16 protein-coding genes are annotated in these 16640 nt (G+C 60.6%); 5 read left to right on the top strand and 11 right to left on the bottom strand.

Going from position 1 to position 16640, the window contains the following annotated elements; genetic code table 11:
- The first annotated feature begins 25 nt into the window (after positions 1 to 25).
- Entirely contained in the window at positions 26 to 865 is an 840-nt protein-coding gene (locus tag FJ973_RS08345; protein ID WP_140523103.1) for a hypothetical protein, read from the top strand.
- 371 nt (positions 866 to 1236) lie between these two features.
- On the opposite strand, the gene FJ973_RS08340 is transcribed toward FJ973_RS08345, so the two are convergent.
- The 5 genes from FJ973_RS08340 to FJ973_RS08320 form a co-directional block, all read right to left on the bottom strand.
- Complete coding sequence (locus FJ973_RS08340) at positions 1237 to 2013, bottom strand: hypothetical protein (protein ID WP_140555423.1); 777 nt, start codon at positions 2011 to 2013, stop codon at positions 1237 to 1239.
- A gap of 116 nt (positions 2014 to 2129) precedes the next feature.
- A complete protein-coding gene (locus tag FJ973_RS08335; RefSeq protein ID WP_181165401.1) occupies positions 2130 to 2834 on the bottom strand; it encodes an SMC-Scp complex subunit ScpB in 705 nt (234 codons plus the stop codon).
- A gap of 5 nt (positions 2835 to 2839) precedes the next feature.
- Positions 2840 to 3859 carry a DUF1403 family protein gene (locus FJ973_RS08330; protein WP_140523097.1) on the bottom strand — a complete coding sequence of 340 codons (1020 nt, stop codon included), beginning with the start codon at positions 3857 to 3859 and terminating at the stop codon, positions 2840 to 2842.
- A 246-nt stretch (positions 3860 to 4105) separates the two neighbouring features.
- Entirely contained in the window at positions 4106 to 4699 is a 594-nt protein-coding gene (locus FJ973_RS08325) for a type II toxin-antitoxin system VapC family toxin (RefSeq protein ID WP_140523095.1), read from the bottom strand.
- Positions 4689 to 4985 (bottom strand): hypothetical protein, encoded by a 297-nt coding sequence (locus FJ973_RS08320; RefSeq protein WP_140523092.1) that lies wholly within the window; start codon positions 4983 to 4985, stop codon positions 4689 to 4691. The genes FJ973_RS08325 and FJ973_RS08320 overlap by 11 nt, the downstream gene beginning before the upstream one ends.
- Before the next feature lie 246 nt (positions 4986 to 5231).
- Here FJ973_RS08320 and FJ973_RS08315 point away from each other — a divergent pair, with 246 nt between their 5' ends.
- Positions 5232 to 6359 carry a site-specific integrase gene (locus FJ973_RS08315; RefSeq protein WP_140523089.1) on the top strand — a complete coding sequence of 376 codons (1128 nt, stop codon included), beginning with the start codon at positions 5232 to 5234 and terminating at the stop codon, positions 6357 to 6359.
- A gap of 44 nt (positions 6360 to 6403) precedes the next feature.
- Here FJ973_RS08315 and FJ973_RS08310 read toward each other — a convergent pair whose 3' ends face one another.
- The 5 genes from FJ973_RS08310 to repA all read right to left on the bottom strand — a co-directional run bounded on the left by FJ973_RS08310 (position 6404) and on the right by repA (position 11328).
- Positions 6404 to 6922, bottom strand: a complete 519-nt coding sequence (locus FJ973_RS08310) for an RES family NAD+ phosphorylase (protein ID WP_140523085.1) — start codon at positions 6920 to 6922, stop codon at positions 6404 to 6406.
- Entirely contained in the window at positions 6919 to 7254 is a 336-nt protein-coding gene (locus FJ973_RS08305) for an MbcA/ParS/Xre antitoxin family protein (protein ID WP_181165405.1), read from the bottom strand. The genes FJ973_RS08310 and FJ973_RS08305 overlap by 4 nt, the downstream gene beginning before the upstream one ends.
- 467 nt (positions 7255 to 7721) lie before the next feature.
- A complete protein-coding gene (gene repC / locus FJ973_RS08300) occupies positions 7722 to 8927 on the bottom strand; it encodes a plasmid replication protein RepC (protein ID WP_140523080.1) in 1206 nt (401 codons plus the stop codon).
- A 155-nt stretch (positions 8928 to 9082) separates the two neighbouring features.
- Positions 9083 to 10048, bottom strand: a complete 966-nt coding sequence (repB, locus tag FJ973_RS08295; protein WP_140499711.1) for a plasmid partitioning protein RepB — start codon at positions 10046 to 10048, stop codon at positions 9083 to 9085.
- 77 nt (positions 10049 to 10125) lie between these two features.
- On the bottom strand, positions 10126 to 11328 hold the full coding sequence (gene repA, locus FJ973_RS08290; protein ID WP_140499712.1) for a plasmid partitioning protein RepA: 1203 nt from the start codon (positions 11326 to 11328) through the stop codon (positions 10126 to 10128).
- Between the two features lie 951 nt (positions 11329 to 12279).
- Between repA and FJ973_RS08285 the strand changes: the two genes are divergently transcribed.
- Positions 12280 to 12909: a HipA domain-containing protein gene (locus FJ973_RS08285; RefSeq protein ID WP_210239470.1), complete on the top strand. Its 630-nt coding sequence runs from the start codon at positions 12280 to 12282 to the stop codon at positions 12907 to 12909.
- Between the two features lie 490 nt (positions 12910 to 13399).
- Here the strand turns inward: FJ973_RS08285 and FJ973_RS08280 are convergent, their stop codons facing one another.
- The gene (locus FJ973_RS08280) at positions 13400 to 14281 is read right to left on the bottom strand and encodes a LysR family transcriptional regulator (protein ID WP_140499714.1); all 882 of its coding nucleotides are present in this window, start codon (positions 14279 to 14281) and stop codon (positions 13400 to 13402) included.
- A gap of 117 nt (positions 14282 to 14398) precedes the next feature.
- Between FJ973_RS08280 and FJ973_RS08275 the strand changes: the two genes are divergently transcribed.
- Complete coding sequence (locus FJ973_RS08275; RefSeq protein ID WP_140499716.1) at positions 14399 to 15145, top strand: glucose 1-dehydrogenase; 747 nt, start codon at positions 14399 to 14401, stop codon at positions 15143 to 15145.
- Between the two features lie 88 nt (positions 15146 to 15233).
- Positions 15234 to 16634, top strand: a complete 1401-nt coding sequence (locus tag FJ973_RS08270) for a mercuric reductase (protein WP_140523077.1) — start codon at positions 15234 to 15236, stop codon at positions 16632 to 16634.
- The last annotated feature ends 6 nt before the right edge of the window (positions 16635 to 16640 follow it).

The raw sequence follows: 16640 nt of genomic DNA, 5'->3' as shown, positions 1-16640 counted from the left end.
ACGCTTGAAGGATTCAAGCCGGCAGATGGATCAGACCAGCGATACCCGGGAGTGGGGCGAAAGCGACGGCCTGCAGTTTTTCGGCCGTCATCTCGTGGCGATCTGCGTGACCTATCGTTTAGTAAGCGCTTCCAAACAGGAAGCGCTCTCTTTTGCGGCATACAATGGCACGCTGATCGACATCGCAGGCTCCACCTGCTTCGTCACCGCAGGACACGTTCTGGCCGATCTCAAGGATAAACTCGCCGATGACAGGATCGAAGTCATCGATGTCGTTCTGGCTGACACGTTCGCTCAAGGCCGTGTCACAGACAATCCAATTCCGTTCGATGTGAGAAACGAGCCATTCTACATCGTCGATGACGATGAACAGGGGCTCGATTTTGGTGCCATTCCTCTGCGTCCCTACTATACCAACCTTCTGGCGAAGAACGGAACAGTAGCACTCGATGAGGAGCGGTGGATTCACCAGCACCGAGTTTGCTTTGATGGCTACGCGATGCTGGGTCTGCCTCAGGAATTCACATCGCCCGCGATTGACGCTTCGGGAAACGGCGCAGTCTCGCCTACCATGTTTCGCGTGTTGCGACATGAGACGCTCCCGCCTGGCACGCGCCAGACCACCTACCCGCGATTTGTTGGAGAGATCGATGACGGCTTGCAGATCTCCAGTGTCGTTGGCATGAGCGGCGGGCCGATATTTGGGTTTCGCATCGAGGGCGAAAAGAGGGTTCGCTACTGGGTTGTCGCTCTGCAAAGCGCCTGGCTTCCTAGCCGCCGTATTATCTTTGGTTGTCCCCTCCCAACCCTTGCTCCCCTTTTGAGAGATCTGATGGCGGGTGTCCCCCCGTCCGACGTGGCCTAGCCGCGGCGTTAGTCACATCGGGGAAGCTGAGAGCTAAAGCGAACTCCCCGAAGGCGATTGGCGGCTTTGCAGCTCGCTTACGATCAGGTTGTGCAAGCAAAATCTATTCAGCACTGGATCGCGAAATTATCACCTTGGCCGCGGCATGGGACCTGATTGGCTCGACGGTGCACTAGGCTCACTTCGAAAAGGAGCACCCGGCATCGAGGATGCGATCCTCATGTCGGGACCAAGCAAGCTCTTCCGATCATGCTTGCTGACTGCGTCTCCCTTCTCTCACGATGGGGCGCTTGGGTTGGTCCAGCCAGCAGCGCAAGGCACCTTGGCAAAACCTATGACGCGATGCGACCCTAAGGCACTACGGCAACACTTCAGCCGTCTAGATACGTTTTGATTTCCTCATCGTCTGCCGTTCGAATTCCGGCAAGCAAATTGTTGCGAAAATAGTAATCTTCCTTCTTGTTCTTTTTCCAAGCGTCGGCGATCTCTTGCGCGGTGCAGTATGCTCCCTTCAGCATAATTTTCGGTTTGGTCGCTGTCAGCAGAACCACGTCCAGCGAGAGCGGCCAGTTGTTTCTGAAGTTCGGCCAAGGGATGTTGAGGCGGCCATTTTCAATCACAGGCCTATCCCCGGCGGCGGCGCGGTCGGCGGCGGAAAATGCGAAATCAGCGTAACGGCTTTGCTTTTCCGTAAAGGCAGCCCAATCTTCCAGCAGCTTCGTTCGATCCGCAGCGTCCTCGTGGTCGAGAAAGCCGGGCGACGTCAGGATCGCGACACATCCCCAGCCTGCGGAGATTACGTCGTTGCCATTTGGCTGCTCCGCTCTCCAGAGTTCTTTGGCCTCCTGCACCAAATCGTCGATGCCGTTGGCAGGATTGTGACAGCGGAAGATTTTGCCAATACCAAGTCGTGGACCAAGCTCAGGCGAGAAAACCATCGTATAGGTGTTGCCACGACTAGAGGACCGCCGGCCATACCGGATCGGGACACGAACGTATTGGATCGACCGCTTGTCTGCTTTTAGGCGTGTCTCCCGCCACTTCATGCGAACTTGATCCGGCTTTCCGACAAAATGCCCGCCGTAGCTTTTGCTCTCCCAATCGAGCGATCCGACGACAAGTATCCCGATACGTAGATTGAGCGGCATGGCTCTTCCCCCTGCGCAGCTATCCAACTCCTAACCGCTTTCGCCCGTCAACGATTTCTCACGCTTGGAGCGAGCACCATCCACCATCTGCGTGGATGCTAATAGCTAGCGGGCATTTAATCTTCGATCTCGCCGTTGGAGTTTTGCTGGATTGAAAATTCCGGCATGATGTCGCCCGCCAGCAGCTTCTCCTTCGACAACAGCCCCGCGTCTTCGAGGGCTTCGAAATCCGGCAGGTCGCGCAGCGTGTCGAGCCCGAACTCCAGCAGGAATTCTTTTGTCGTCACGTAGGTGTAGGGCGCGCCCGGCGTTGGGCTGCGCGGACCGGAAGCGATCAGGCCGGCACCGCGCAGATGACCAATAAAATCGCGACTGATCTCCTTGCCGAAGAACGACGACAGTTCGGCGCGGGTAATCGGCTGGAAGTAGCCGATGCACATCAGCACCAAAACCTCCGACTGCGTAAGGTCGGCCGTCTTCCCACTTCCACCTACAGCAGCGCGGATGGCGTCTGCATAGGCAGGCCGGGTCAAATGTTTCCAGCCGCCGGCGACCGAAACCAGATCGTAAGGGCGGCCGCGCAGCTCCTCGCGGATGTCGTCGATGAGAAGATCAATGCTGCAGCTTTTCCCGACGATGCGGGCGAGCATTTCGCGGTCGACTGGCTCGCTGGCCGCAAAGATCGTGGCCTCGACGCGGTTCATCCATTCGCGCCAGCGCGCTTCCGGCGGCAGGTGATCCAGCTCCCGGTCAAACAGCTGGTCAGCTGATCGACGGTCATCTAGCCGGCTCCCTCCTCGCCTACGTGCACTCTCCGCCATTGTCTTCACAGCCCGTAGATGCGGAAGGTGGCGCGGCCGGACAATTCACGCACGGCACCGAGCTCGACCAGCCGGTCAAACAGGCGGCGCAGGCCGCGATCGCTCATGCCGGCGATTTGTTCCGAGGCGACGATCGAGTCGTCAGAGAGCAGCTTTTCCACGACGACGTCCGCCGCCTTGGCCCTGAGTTTCGGCGCAACCGCAAGCAGCCGTTCCGCGCGGCGCTCGAGTTCGGCGAAAAGATCAATGGCGCGCAGCGCAGCGCGCGCCTGCGCGGCCAGCAGGCTTTTGGCCCAATCGGCTTCCGTTTCGGCGCCGGCAGCCAGAGCGGCAGTCACTGGTCGACGCGCCCGGCCCGTACCCACAACTAAGGTCACTTCGGCGCCCAACAAAGGGATTGCATGTGTCCAGCCTAGCCGCTGCGCGAGCAAGACATCGGCAAGCCAGGCTCCGAGAACGCGCCGGAAGCCGTAACGCTCCGCGACCGCGAAGACTCCGACCAGCGTTTCGACCGTGCCGGTGTTGGCGGCAAGCTGTCGCAGATCGTCCGTCAGGTCGCTGACCGCCTCATCGTTGAGCGTGAGACCTAGATCTTCCAGCACCGCCTCGACATTTTTCTCCGTCAGCAGATCGTGCGCTGGCCGAGATGCCAGCCGCCGCCAAGCAAGAAGGAAAAGGCCGGCGGGACCGACGTTGTCGCCCGGTCTTGTGAGCAATACGGCATCGCGCAAGGCCGCTTCGTCCTCGACGCGGCCGGCCTGCTTTGCCGTTGCCGCGGCCGCCGAAATTGCCAGCCGCTGCCGCCAGGCGCCGGCCCACCGCTCCTGCCGCCGAACCACCGCATCGAGTGCGCCGATGGCGGCGCCGGCAACGAGCGCCACGTCCTCAATATCTTTTCCTGCACCGCTTTGCGCATCGGGGATGGCCCGGCGCAACCAAGCCGGCACCGTTGCCATCGGTGCGATCGAAGGGGCGCCGCCGAGCACGCCATGGCGAGACAGAGAGGGTTTGGGTCGCAGAATCATCGCAAGCACGATGAATCACGGCGGCGCTTTTAGCAATCTATTTGCACATAACCGCCGCACTTGTCGCACATATCAAACGAATGATAATGTTGCATTATCGTTCGTTAGTGGGCTACAAGGACGAATGGCCGTTTTCGTCGAGCAGAAGCCCAAAATTCACGCCCAGCGACCCTCCGGACCATCCCACAGCGCGACGGTCTTTCCTGGAACGGCTAACGATAGCGCTGGTGCATCCCACTGACGCTTTTACGCCTGCGGGCGCAAACCTGGCGCTGCCCGGTAGAAGATCACCCGCACCGACGGAACAAGCTGGCTGAGGTAATCGAAATCGCCAACATTGCCGGTCAGGACCGTCGCCCCAAGCATACCGGCCTGGTGAAAGATCAGCGCATCGTTGAGGAAGCGGCGCTCATGCCCCTCCCCTTTCGGCAGATGGTTCAGCCGGAACAACAGGCCGGCCAGCATGCCGGCGCGTTCCCAAGCGTTGGCGTCGGGTGCATGCAGCCGGTGCGCCGGAATATCCTCAATCGTATCTGCAACGGCTCCCGGGACCGACTTTGTCGTCGGGTGCGCCGGATCGAGCCGGCCGAACACATGGCTGAGCTCGGCAAGGCAGACGGCCGAGTGGTGACAGAGCCGATAGGTCAGAAGGTTATCGACCGCTTCGGGCGTGCGTCCCTGCAGGACATCCAGATAGACGCTGGTGTCGAGGAGCAATACGCCGCCGACGGGCGACTGGTCACCTGCCCAGGACAGGGCGGAATCCGGTCGCCGTTCCAGCCCAGCGCTGCGCCGCTGAGGTTTTAGGGACCGCAGTGCGCCGCCTAGATCAAATGCCAAGATCGATGTCCGCGGAGATGCTGCCCTTGCGGCCGACGAGCCGGGCGCCGAAATCATCCTCGAGCGCCAGCCGCGACAAGGCGAGCTCAAGCAGTTCGGTGTCTGAGCTCACATGGGCGCGCTTCTCTGCCGCCTCGATCAATTCCGACGACACCCTGCCGGAAAGGCGGGTGTTCTTGGCCGCGCCAAGCAGGCCGACCGCCCTCGCCTGCTCAAGCACCAGACGGTTGCGGGTGTGGGCGATCCGCTCCTCGCTTGCGGCTGTCGCTGCGCCACGTATGGTCATCTTGGGATCTCCATCTGTTGAACGGAATAGGATGTTGAACATGAAAACAAGGAGAGACCACCCTTGAGAGGCCATCCCTGGATCGGACAGGCCCGTTGCGCTCCCGCTGATGCGATACCAAGACCGGAGCGGACACAATTCCCTCAGCTATTCCGTCACACAGCTCGCGGTGGACAATTCCGGACTTTGGCCGCACCTTCGCTCGCAAGAATCGCATTGCTGCGACATTAGAATGGACGAGGCTGGATGGGCAAAGCCCGTAATTTGATGGTGTCCACCGACGCAATCGACGCCGATGACCTGCCGGACATTGTCGACGTCGTCATGGAGATGGGGCGGTCGGATGAAGGCCCCTCCCCTCTCCCGTCGGTCCTTGACCCGCGACAGACATCGTTGCCTACGCATCTCGAAAAGCTCGCCGACCGTGCGCGCGATTATGTCGAGGCAGCAAGTTCGGCGAACACCCGTCGCGCCTACGCAGCCGACTGGAAGCATTTTTGCGCCTGGTGCCGGCGCCAGTCTTTTGATCCATCGCGGCCGGACCCGCAGACCGTCGGCCTCTATATCACCGCGCAGGCTTCGGGCACTGGAAGGGACAAAAAGGCGGTAGCGACGATCGAGCGCCGCCTGTCATCCCTGACCTGGAACTACACGCAGCGCGGCCAGCCGCTGGACCGCAAGGATCGGCACATCGCCACCGTGATGGCCGGCATCCGCAACAAGCACGCCGCCCCGCCCCGGCAGAAGGAGGCGATCCTTCCCGAGGATCTGACCGCTATGCTAGAAACACTCGACCGCGGAACCTTGCGCGGCCTGCGCGACCGCGCCATGCTGCTCTTGGGTTTCGCCGGCGGCCTGCGGCGCTCCGAGATCGTGGCTTTGGACGTCGGCCGCGACCAGACTGAGGACGGCCGCGGCTGGATCGATATCCTCGACAAGGGCATGCTGGTTTCGCTTCGCGGCAAGACCGGCTGGCGGGAGGTTGAAGTCGGGCGCGGGTCGTCCGATGCCACCTGCCCGGTTGTCGCGGTGCAGACCTGGCTCAAGCTCGCCCGTATCGCGCACGGTCCCCTCTTCAGGCGCGTCACCAAGCAGGGCAAGGCGGTCGGCGCCGATCGGCTCAACGATCAGGAGGTCGCGCGCCTGGTCAAGCGCACTGCGCTGGCGGCCGGCGTGCGCGGCGATCTGTCGGAAGGTGAACGAGCAAAGCTCTTTGCCGGACATTCGCTACGCGCTGGCCTCGCCTCCTCGGCCGAAGTCGATGAGCGCTATGTGCAAAAGCAGCTCGGCCATGCCTCGGCTGAAATGACTCGCCGCTATCAGCGCCGACGCGATCGCTTCCGTGTCAACCTCACAAAGGCGAGCGGACTATAGGCCGGGCTCGCCCCTCCCCTGCCCTTCGGATGCGGAAAAGTGCGTTATCTCCAGGACAGCTGGTCCTTCGGCAACCGGCCGCTTGGGTCGAATACGGCTACCTTGTGCGGCAGACCCGGACCCCAGTCCCAAAGGACCAGGTTACGATCCTCCTTCTCGGCGCTCGGCGCGAAACTTGGGACCACAATGCCGGCAATATTCCGAGGCCGCAGCCTGTCGTAGACGGACCAGGACGCCGGGCGCTCTCCGTCGCTAAGCGCCGTCGCCCAGGCGCAGGCCATGTCCTCGAGCGCGATAGAAAATTCTCCCCTCGCCTCGTCCGTTGTCAAATCCACGATGTCATCGAAGTCGATCTCATAGGAACACAGCACGCAAGGATCGATCCGGTGCGCGAACCCCTGGTTGGCTTCCTTGACCGCTGTCATGATGGTCAGCGCCAAATAGAGCGCCGGCACGCCTTTGGGATTTAATCGCGCACCTCTGATCGCCGCCCCTTCGCCGGAAGTCGGCTTGAATGCCCAACGTGGATCGTGTGCCCGGTAGCAGGTTCCAACGAACCTCAAGCGAAACCACCGACGGCCATATGATCGAGATAATCACGGACCGCTGCGGCCTTGCCATCCTTCACCAGCGCCTCAGCGGTGCGTCCGCCAAATGCTGGAAGCGGCTGAGCCCGATACCAAGCCATCGCCTGCTCCTTGCCACCCGCCCAATCCGTCACGCGACTGATGATCTCGAGCATTTCCCGCAGACGCCCCTGTGTCTTTACCGCAGCGCTGCGCTCTGAGCGATAAAGGGTCTCGCGCGCAAGACCGGCGGTCTGGGCCAACTGGCCCTTGGACATGCCAAAACCGTCCGCGACCTGCTCGATCGCAATCTTCCCGTTCCGGTCCATATAGGACAAGATGAGAGGTCCATTCTGCTCGAGGATCTTGAATGCAGGGGCCACAGAATTCGTCCTACCATATTGAGAGGCATATTTCTTGTGCAAAAGATATGGCAGTTCTCGGCAGCTTTCAAGCCCGGGCTGCTGCCACCGCCCGAGTACGGACGCCGATCGAGCCGACCGTGCGCGCGAGCATGTCGAGGTAGCGAGTTCGGCAAACACCCGTCGCGCCTCTGCCGCCGGCTGGAGCATTTTTGAGCCCGGTGGCTTCAGGACTGTAACGCCCCTCCCCTGCCCTGATCAGGAGCCAAACAGCCGCGGCCCAGTAAAAAACGGCATAAGCTGGGTTGATCAGAATGTTGCCCGGTCGTGCGATGACATGCAGGGGGCAAGGTCTCACACGACAAAGTCGGCTAAGCATCTACAGGCAGAGCGGTCGTTTGGTCGAGCGCCCGCACAAATTGTGGTGCTCATCATCATCCGGTCATTCTTGCTGTTGCCCCATTGGCCTTCAGGGCTGCCATGAGCATCGGTCCGACCGAAAACTCTCCCGCCCTCGCCTTGTCGGTCAGCACACGCAAGTAGCCGCCGGCCGAATTGATGTGCTGCGCCCTTTGCAGGATGCACGCAATCACGATCGCGGCAACCTCCTGGCCCATCACATGGCAGGCCTCCTCGTAAGCTGAGGGCGAAACGCCAAGGTATCCCCGCACCTGGGCGGCAGTCATCATCAGATCGCGCCAGTTTCCGATCCCGTTAACGGCATAGTCCGCAATTTCGGGACAAGCGCGCAGCACCAGTCCAATTGGGTAGCCTTTCGGCTTCTCAGCCGGAGGAGATGCTGGCTCGGCCGCCGCCCTGCTTTTTTCGAAAGCTGGTTCAAATACAAAAGTAGAGTCTGTGTTTGAATCAGATTGCTGCCGCTCATTATGGGATTCATTGGCGCTAGGATTCGTGGAATTCATAAAGCTTTCCAACATCCTATCCACTTCATCGTGGAGCTCGGCGAGATCTGCAACGATGCTCTCCAGATCGGACAGGCCGGCCCTGCGCGGTATTGCCTCCACGATAGCCCTAAACCGTCTCCAGACCGCCCCCCAATCGCCCGCGGCGCCCTCCTCGATCGCGGCCTCGACAAGCTTTTGAATATCGCGTCGATGGAGCGTGATCCGTTCGCGCATCAACTTGAGCGCCAGAGCGTCGGACCGGACCTGCTCCGCCGCTCGCTGGAATTCCGCTGCCCGTGTCAGCAGCGGCGCCAGCGAGAACCCAAATGCCTCCGCAATATTCCCGCCATGCCCCTTGCGAGCAAACCTTTTGCCGTTCGGACTGTCGCGGCGGACAATCAGCCCGCAACTCACCAGCTCGGCCAGATTCCTCCGAAGCGTGGACTCGGCCATGCCGTGCGCGCGCAGCGACAACTGTGCGTTCGACGGAAAAACCATCAAGCCGTTTTCTTCACTGACCTGGTCATCCGGGTAGAAGGACAACAGCCCGTTCAGCACTGCCAGGGCGCGGTCACCCACGCCGATGATGGACTTACCTTCACATAGCCAACGGTAGACTTGCCATTTTTCGACAGCAGATCCTTGCGGGATCTCCCGTGATGCCGCATTCGCCTGCACCAGCGCAAGCGTCATCGGCCGCCGCCCAAAGGGCGTCGTCGCGTACCCACTCTCCATTTCCCTCACCTTTCAATCAGGCAAAAGAAATCTGCTCGCCGAAACGGCGCCACGACTCTTGACAGTGATTCGGGGAAATGCGATTCTCAGCTTGCTACAGACGTGAGAAGGGCTTCCGCGACGGTGACGTTCGGGGGCCTTTTTCTTTTGCGGTCTTAGTCTCCTGTTTTCTTCGCCATTTCCGACTCCCGAAATGCCTCGAAAAGCTCATCGAGTTTGCCGGCAATGAATGTACCGAAGGGCAATGCTTCCTTGGACTTAAAGGCAAGCGTAAACACTTTTCCCGTGTCGGTGATCTTGGCCTGAACGGATTTGTCCTGGGGCATCCACGCCCGCTCCTTGGGCTTCGCTGCTGCGCGTGGGCGCTTTTCTAAGGCGCTCACAAGGTCGAACAGACGGGCAAAACGGGCCTCACTGCCTTGCTGCGCGAAATCGGCGCGGCTCACGCACTCCATGGCCTTCGCCGCCGCACCAGGATGTTCCATAAGCTTGGCAAGCTGCCACCAGCGGTCTCGGCCAACGCCTTTGGCAGCCCCTACCGCCAAAATGACCTGTTCTGGAATGGTGCTGGTCACGGAGCGCATCTTCGAGAAGGTCGTATCGTCGAGCGCGAGGGCCGACTTCACCGTATCAGGCGAATGGCCCCGCTTGAGGATGCGGTCGGCAAAAAGCGTCCGTTCGATGAAGGACAGATCAGCTCTGGCGGCGTTCTCCTGGCCTTGGGCGATGACATGGTCCCTATCGTCCATCTTCTTGACGACGGCGCGCACAGGCCGTTCCAGCTGCCGGGCAACCCTGACGCGCCTGTGGCCAAAGACAGTTTGAAAACGTCCCGAAATGTCAGGGTGGGGCCTGACCAGCACAGGAGAATCCTGGCCACGTTCCCGAATTGCAACCAGCAGCTCCTGAAACGCTTCATCGTCATCGTCGATACGGTCCGACACGAATGAGGTGTCGACCAAATCCGGATCGAGATCGACGACTGAGCCCTTCGAGAGCTCCTGGAACGACTGTATGATCGACCGTGATGCACCACGAACGGCGTAGCTCGAGACGTCCTGGGCATCGGCGACTGCCGATGCGGGACCCATGACACTTCCGAAAATGTCCTTGCGTGCCATTCAATCGCTCCGATTCGCGGCTAATGGACTGAATTCACGGCAAAAATTGCCACTATTTACTGCCGTAAACCGCGTCGTCATGTCCGTCCCCAGGCGCGGTGAATAAGTGTCGTGATCTCCGAATTCACCGCGTCGAGCGATTCAATCGCCCGGTCATAGGTTGAGCGGGTAAAAGACGACTTCTCCACCTCATAGAGCGTCTGTTTCGTCAGGCCCGCATCCGAGATCGCTGTCGATTTGAGCATGGGATTTTCGAGGATCTGGCCAGCAAGCATGGACTGCATGAAGCCGACCATCTGGGCTTGCGGAATGTCTGTCGGTTCGTACCGCGTGATCAGATAGCGGAACCAATCGAGTTCGATCGCCGCGCCAGCGGCTTTGATGGTCTTCAAGATGCCGCCGAGCATCAAAAGGAACTGGCTCATCGACATCAGGTCGAGCATTTGGGGATGAACGGTGATCAGAACGGACGTCGCCGCCGACATGGCCGTTAGAGTCAGATAGCCAAGTTGCGGAGGACAGTCGACGACGACCACGTCATAGCGGTCGTCCACCTCGGACAAGGCGTTTGCAATCCTGACGAAGAACTGCCGGCCGGCAGCGGAGGATTTGTCCTGCATAGCGAGCGGCGTGTCATACTCGTACTCTTGCAGCTCGAGATTGGCCGGAATGATATCCAGGCCAGGAAAATTCGTCGGCACGATCACATCGGAGATCGGCCGGCGCTCGTCATCGTAACGGATCGCCTCATAGAGCGAGAGGTTGCGGTCGAGTTCCGGTTGAAATCCATGCAGAGCAGACAGCGAGGCTTGCGGGTCGAGATCGATCGCGAGGACCCGGTGACCTGTCAGAGCCAAGTGCTGGGCAAGGTGGGCGGCAGTCGTTGTCTTGCCGCTGCCCCCTTTGAAATTGACGACCGCAACGACCTGGAGCTTGTCGCCGGGTTTGCGGTGCGGGACATACTTCTTGACCTCGGTCCTGCCATGCTGGTCCAGAAAATGGCGAAGTTCGAGTATCTGCGCGGCCGTGTAGGAGCGGCGCCCGGAAGGCATCTGTTCCGGCAAAGGACCCTTGCGCTCAAGGTGTAGCCGCTTCAGATTGTTTTGCGACACACCGAGATAGTGGGCGACTTCTGCCATCGAAAATGAACGCAGCGTCTTGGTCGCGTTGGGTGGAAATTTCTCCATGCGCAACTGATTGAGGCGTCGCGATATCTCAGCACCCTGCTCGAGGATTTTGTCATCGAACTCGAAGCGTGGTAGCCGCATGGCGATATTCATTCTTGTCGAAACCTGAATTGGCGCTTTTTGCGAAGAAACTATTCAACAAGCGCCATTAAGCTCCGATTCGGACAGCCCGGCAAGAAGTTTTGGGTTAACAGAAGGTTAACGCCACCAGCAGGCGTCTTACTGCCGAATAGCGAGATCATAGCGGCTGCTTGTCGTCTGAACCCAGGACTCTGCCGCTGCGTGGCTAAATGCATGTTTTCTCTGCGACAAGGGCAAGTTTTTACCGCAGTAAAGATCGCGCCAGTCAAAGGTCGAGGGTGGCACAAGCGGACCGGTGCCTGGCAGGGCGGTTCCAACCCGCCCAGCGCTGACGGACGCCATCCGCCAAGCGCTGCTCAAACCGCACAGGGGCGCTGCAATTTTTGATCCTCATTGGCGCGCCCGATTGCGATCGATCCACGGGAATCCAGTTTTACATGTCGTAAAGGGCTCTGTCGGAAATCGAGCCACTGAGATCATTGGGCAGCTCACATTGCAGCGATCCTGGTAGGGCAGGGCGGCTGCCCTTGCGACTTCAGCGATGCCGGTCGAGTCTGCCTGCCATTGCCGACCGCAAACCCGGATGGCGACGCAGGCGCAAGGGCGCCGTGACAAGCAACTTCAAGAGGCCGCAATCGTCGATCGCGGCGCGACCGGTGTTGCGTTGAGAGAAGGAGTTGAACGGCTGCGTTGAGCAGCCTGCACTCTAGACGTGCCGATATGAATGGCTCTCGAATTGGCAGAGGATAGCGAGGTGGGGTTGCCCCGCCGGTGGAGCACTCTGCGTCTGCCTGCCGAGACTGCGCTGGATCGGTACGAGAAGCCAAGTCAGGGCTGGACCACGGATCGGGCACCGCCGCCCGCCTTGCAAACATGCCTCGGCGTTTTCGAATGCGCGCACGACCAATTGAAACGGCCCATGCCACAGCTGTACGTCAGAGGAGCCAAGTTTCTGAAGGCCTCGTGAAGTCGCACGATGCCCATCTGCGCTCGCAAGCAGGCGAATTGGTTCAGCTCGTTCGCGGTATCTATGTCGATGCTGCCGATGACATCGAGACCACGATCCTGAACCATGCCGTTCGGATCGCACGTTATCTCTATCCAACGGCGTATCTGTCATCGGCAAGTGCGATTCTGCTCGGACCTACGCCGGACGGGCGGCTTTTTATCAGCGGGCGACGCAACCAGCGCACCCGCCTACGCACCCTCGAGATTATTCAAAATGAGGCGCCAGCCCACCCGTCGACGATGGGCGTTGTTGTTGGAGATGACATGGGGGAGTTGCGCACCGATGCTTCGTCCCCACGACAGGGGTTTTTGGAAGCGTTCCGGCTGCGCGGCGACCATGCGAGTGCGATACCCGGGCAGATGCGGGCACAACTTGCTGTGCGTCTCATCGGTGAGTTTGGATCGCCGCAAGCAGCCGCGGACGCGGTTTGGGCGCTCGCCCGTGAGAACAGCTGGTGTCGGGAAGGGCAGGGGCAGAACGCTATCTTTCGGCGCGGGCCGACGCCGGCAAATCGCCGGCAACAAGTCCGCATTGGAGTTTCTCGTTGCCTGGCACGGGATCTCGCTTGGACAGCTGATCCATGACGGTTTCGAGAGGCGGTGGAAGCCTGCTCACCGAACAGGCGGCACGCTGCTCATTCGCGAGACGATCCCAGGCAACTTGCCACCGTTCATCGTGTCGCTCTTGCCGGAGGAGTGGCTCGCCCACATTGCGTCAGCGCGATGGAGCGCGACGTCCTCAGAAAGCGCTGAATGTCCAAAAAACTGAAGGACCGTGCGGAGCTTGCCGATCTTCGTCGAGACACCGCAGGGCGAGCTTCTGGCCTTCTTGAAGGCCGGCCTGTTCACCGGTTCCTATGCAGGCCGGCGAGGAGGTCTCGCTGGGTCAGTAGCGGCCGTGAAGTGCCGCCAAGAGGAGTTCAGCGTTTCGGCCGGTTGACCTCGATTTATCATGAAGGCGCCGGATCTGCTCCTAGGCTCCAGCGCGTGCTGAACGCGCGCCAGAAGCGGCTCTCAATGGCGGCAAAGTGCCAGGCGAACAGTCGATCTCAGCGTAGCGGCTGCACTCTGCCTTTTAGCGCAGTGCCTGCTCCAGATAGTCGCTGAAGGCGCGGGCTTTCTGCGAAGGGCGTCGCCCGGCGGGGAACACGACAAAGGCGGTCACCGGCTCGAGGCTGTAGTCAGGAAGGATTTCAACCAGAGCTCCCGAGACAAGCTCGTCCGCGCACATCCACCTCGATGCGATCGCAATACCGAGGCCGGCGCTCGCACAAGCGATAGCACCTGCGGCAGAGCGGGTTCGCACGCGCGGGCTGACGGGCTGAACCTCGGTAACGCCTTCGCGATGGGCGGTCCAATTCTGATCGCCCGTATCACTGGGACCGCCAATGAGATGGTGCTGACTAAGCTCGGCGAGTTTTGTCGGTGTGCCGCGTCGTGCGAGATAGGTAGACGCGGCCACGAACAAACGGCGGCTAGCGGCAAGTTTACGCGCCACGAAACTGGAGTCCGGCTGGTTGCCCAGGCGGAGCGCCATGTCTGCGCCTTCTGCGACGAGATTCTCGTAGCGGTCGGACATCATGAGATCGACCTTGAGCAAAGGATGCCGCTCCAAGAAACCATGCAGCAGCGGTACGATCTGCCGCACCCCATAAGTCGCCGGCAGAGCCACCCGCAATATTCCCGACAACTGATCCGCCCCACGCGCTGCGCTCTCCGCCTCTTCGATCCCAGCAAGTGCCTCGCGCGCCCGGGAAAGCAGCGCCTCGCCGGCATCAGTTAGCGAAAGTTCGCGGGTCGTACGCGTGAGTAGCTTGACGCCCAGCCGTTCTTCCAGCGCCGCGACCGTCCGCGAGACGGAGGGTTGCGACAATCCGAACTCTCGGGCCACTTTCGAGAAGCTGCCGGTTTCCACCGTGCGAACGAACATCGCGAGTTGCTGGAGCCGATCATTCATACGGAATACGTATACATTATATGAGATCGGCAGCGCTACTCGCCGATTTGCGCATGATTTAACTCCTGAGCAACACGCCACTCAACGGCGGTTCACAAAGCTGAAAGGAGTAAGACCATGGACAATCTCAGGGGCAAAGTAGCAATAGTGACCGGCGCATCGAAGGGCATAGGCGCGGAAATCGCCCGGCAGTTCGCCGAGGCGGGCGCGGCCGTTGTCGTCAACTACGCGTCGAACAAGAGCGATGCCGACAAGGTGGTGGGCGAGATCCTGGGCGGCCACGGCAAGGCCGTTGCGATCCAGGCGGACGTAAGCAAGAGCGCCGACGTTAAGCGGCTGTTCGCCGAAACGAAGACCGCGTTCGGAAGGCCCAGTATCCTCGTCAACAATGCGGGCGTGTACCGCTTCGCCCCTTTGGAGGAGGTGACGGAAGCAGAATTCCATCGCCAGTTCGACACCAACGTGCTGAGCATCCTCCTAACGACGCAGGAAGCCGTAAACGCCTTTGGCCCTGCCGGCGGCAGCGTAATCAATCTTAGTACGATTTCGAGCACCAATCCTGTGCCGAATTCGGTCATCTATTCCGCCTCGAAGAGCGCGGTGGATACAATCACCAAGGCGCTCGCCAACGAGCTCGTGGGCCGCAATATCCGCGTCAACGCGATCGCACCCGGCATGACCGAGACCGAGGGTCTGGCGGTGGCAGGCATCGAAGGTGAGACTGCCAGAAATATCGGAGCAACCTTGCCGATGGGCCGACTGGGACGGCCCGATGACATTGCGCGCGTCGCAATCTTCCTCGCTTCGGACCAATCCGCCTGGCTGACAGGCGAACGCATCACGGCCTCCGGCGGCCAGCGTTAGGCGGCCGGCCTTTCTTCGACGGCACTGCGGGAGCGTCTTGGAGTCGGCCTCCCTCATATCCTTCATCCAGAACTGACGGAGAGAACTCATGTCTGAGCCCGAACAATATGACGTGGTGATCCTCGGCAGCGGCCAAGGCGGCAAGCTGCTCGCATGGCACCTGGCCCGCGCGGGAAAGAAGGTTGCGGTCGTGGAACGCCGATGGATCGGCGGCTCCTGTCCAGCCGTCGCTTGCCTGCCGAGTAAGAATGAACTCTGGAGCGCGCGGGTCGCACACCTCACCCGTCACGCCGCGGAGTTCGGAACGGTCATCGGACCCGCTGTGACCGACATGGCGCAGGTCCGCCGCCGCAAGCAGGACATGATCGACCGGGAGGTCGCCTTCCATCTCAACGCCTACGAAACCAGCGGCGCGGAGCTAATCATGGGGAGCGGCCGTTTTGTGGCGCCAAAGACGCTCGAAGTGGCTTTGAACGGCGGCGGCACGCGACTGCTCGTTGGTGATAAAGTCGCAATCAATGTCGGGACGCATGCGGCCATTCCGAGCATTCCCGGCCTTGAGGCGGCACGACCGCTTACACACATCGAAGCCCTGGAGCTCGATGTCTTGCCACCGCATCTGATCGTGCTCGGCGGCGGCTATGTCGGCCTTGAGCTGGCGCAGGCCTACCGCCGTTTCGGCAGCCGCGTGACCGTAATAGAAGCCGGTCCTCAACTCGTCGGCCGCGAAGATCCTGACGCCGCCGATGAGATGCGTCGGCTTCTTGCTGGCGAAGGTATCGAGTTCCTTATAGGGGCGGAGCCTCTCAATGTGCATGGCCGCTCTGGCGAAGGCATCAGCGTGGCCGTGCGCACCTCATCAGGCGAGCCGACGTTGGAGGGCAGCCATCTCCTTGTTGCGGCGGGGCGCGTGCCGAACACTGCCGGAATTGGTCTCGAAAAACTTGGCGTCGAAATCGACGGACGCGGCTACATTCGGGTCAACGAGCGGCTGGAGACGAGCGCGCCTGATGTTCTGGCGCTAGGCGAATGCGCCGGCAGCCCGCAGTTCACGCATGTCTCCGTCGACGACTTCCGCATCGTCAGGGACAATCTGGCAGGCGGCAACCGCAGCACGCGCGATCGGCTGGTGCCCTACACGATGTTCACCGACCCGCCGCTTGCCCGTGTCGGGCTAAGCGAAGGCGAAGCACAACGCCAGGATGTCAGCGTGCGCGTCGCAAAGTTGCCGATGAGCAGCGTCTTGCGCACCGAAGCAACTGAGGAAACCCAGGGGTTCATGAAGGCTGTCGTGGGCGGGGATGATGACCGTATCCTAGGGTTCACGATGATCGGTTCCGAAGCCGGCGAGGTCTTGGCTGCCATCCAGACTGCCATGCTGGCGAAGCTGCCGTACCCGAAGCTTCGCGATGCCGTCATCACGCACCTGACGATCGCAGAGGGACTAGGAGCTCTCTTCTCCAACGTGCCGCCTAGGTCGAATCAATAGCGATGA

It is taken from the genome of Mesorhizobium sp. B2-1-3 (assembly GCF_006442495.1).
Taxonomy (GTDB): Bacteria; Pseudomonadota; Alphaproteobacteria; order Rhizobiales; family Rhizobiaceae; genus Mesorhizobium.
This window is presented reverse-complemented; position numbering and strand designations above follow the sequence as displayed.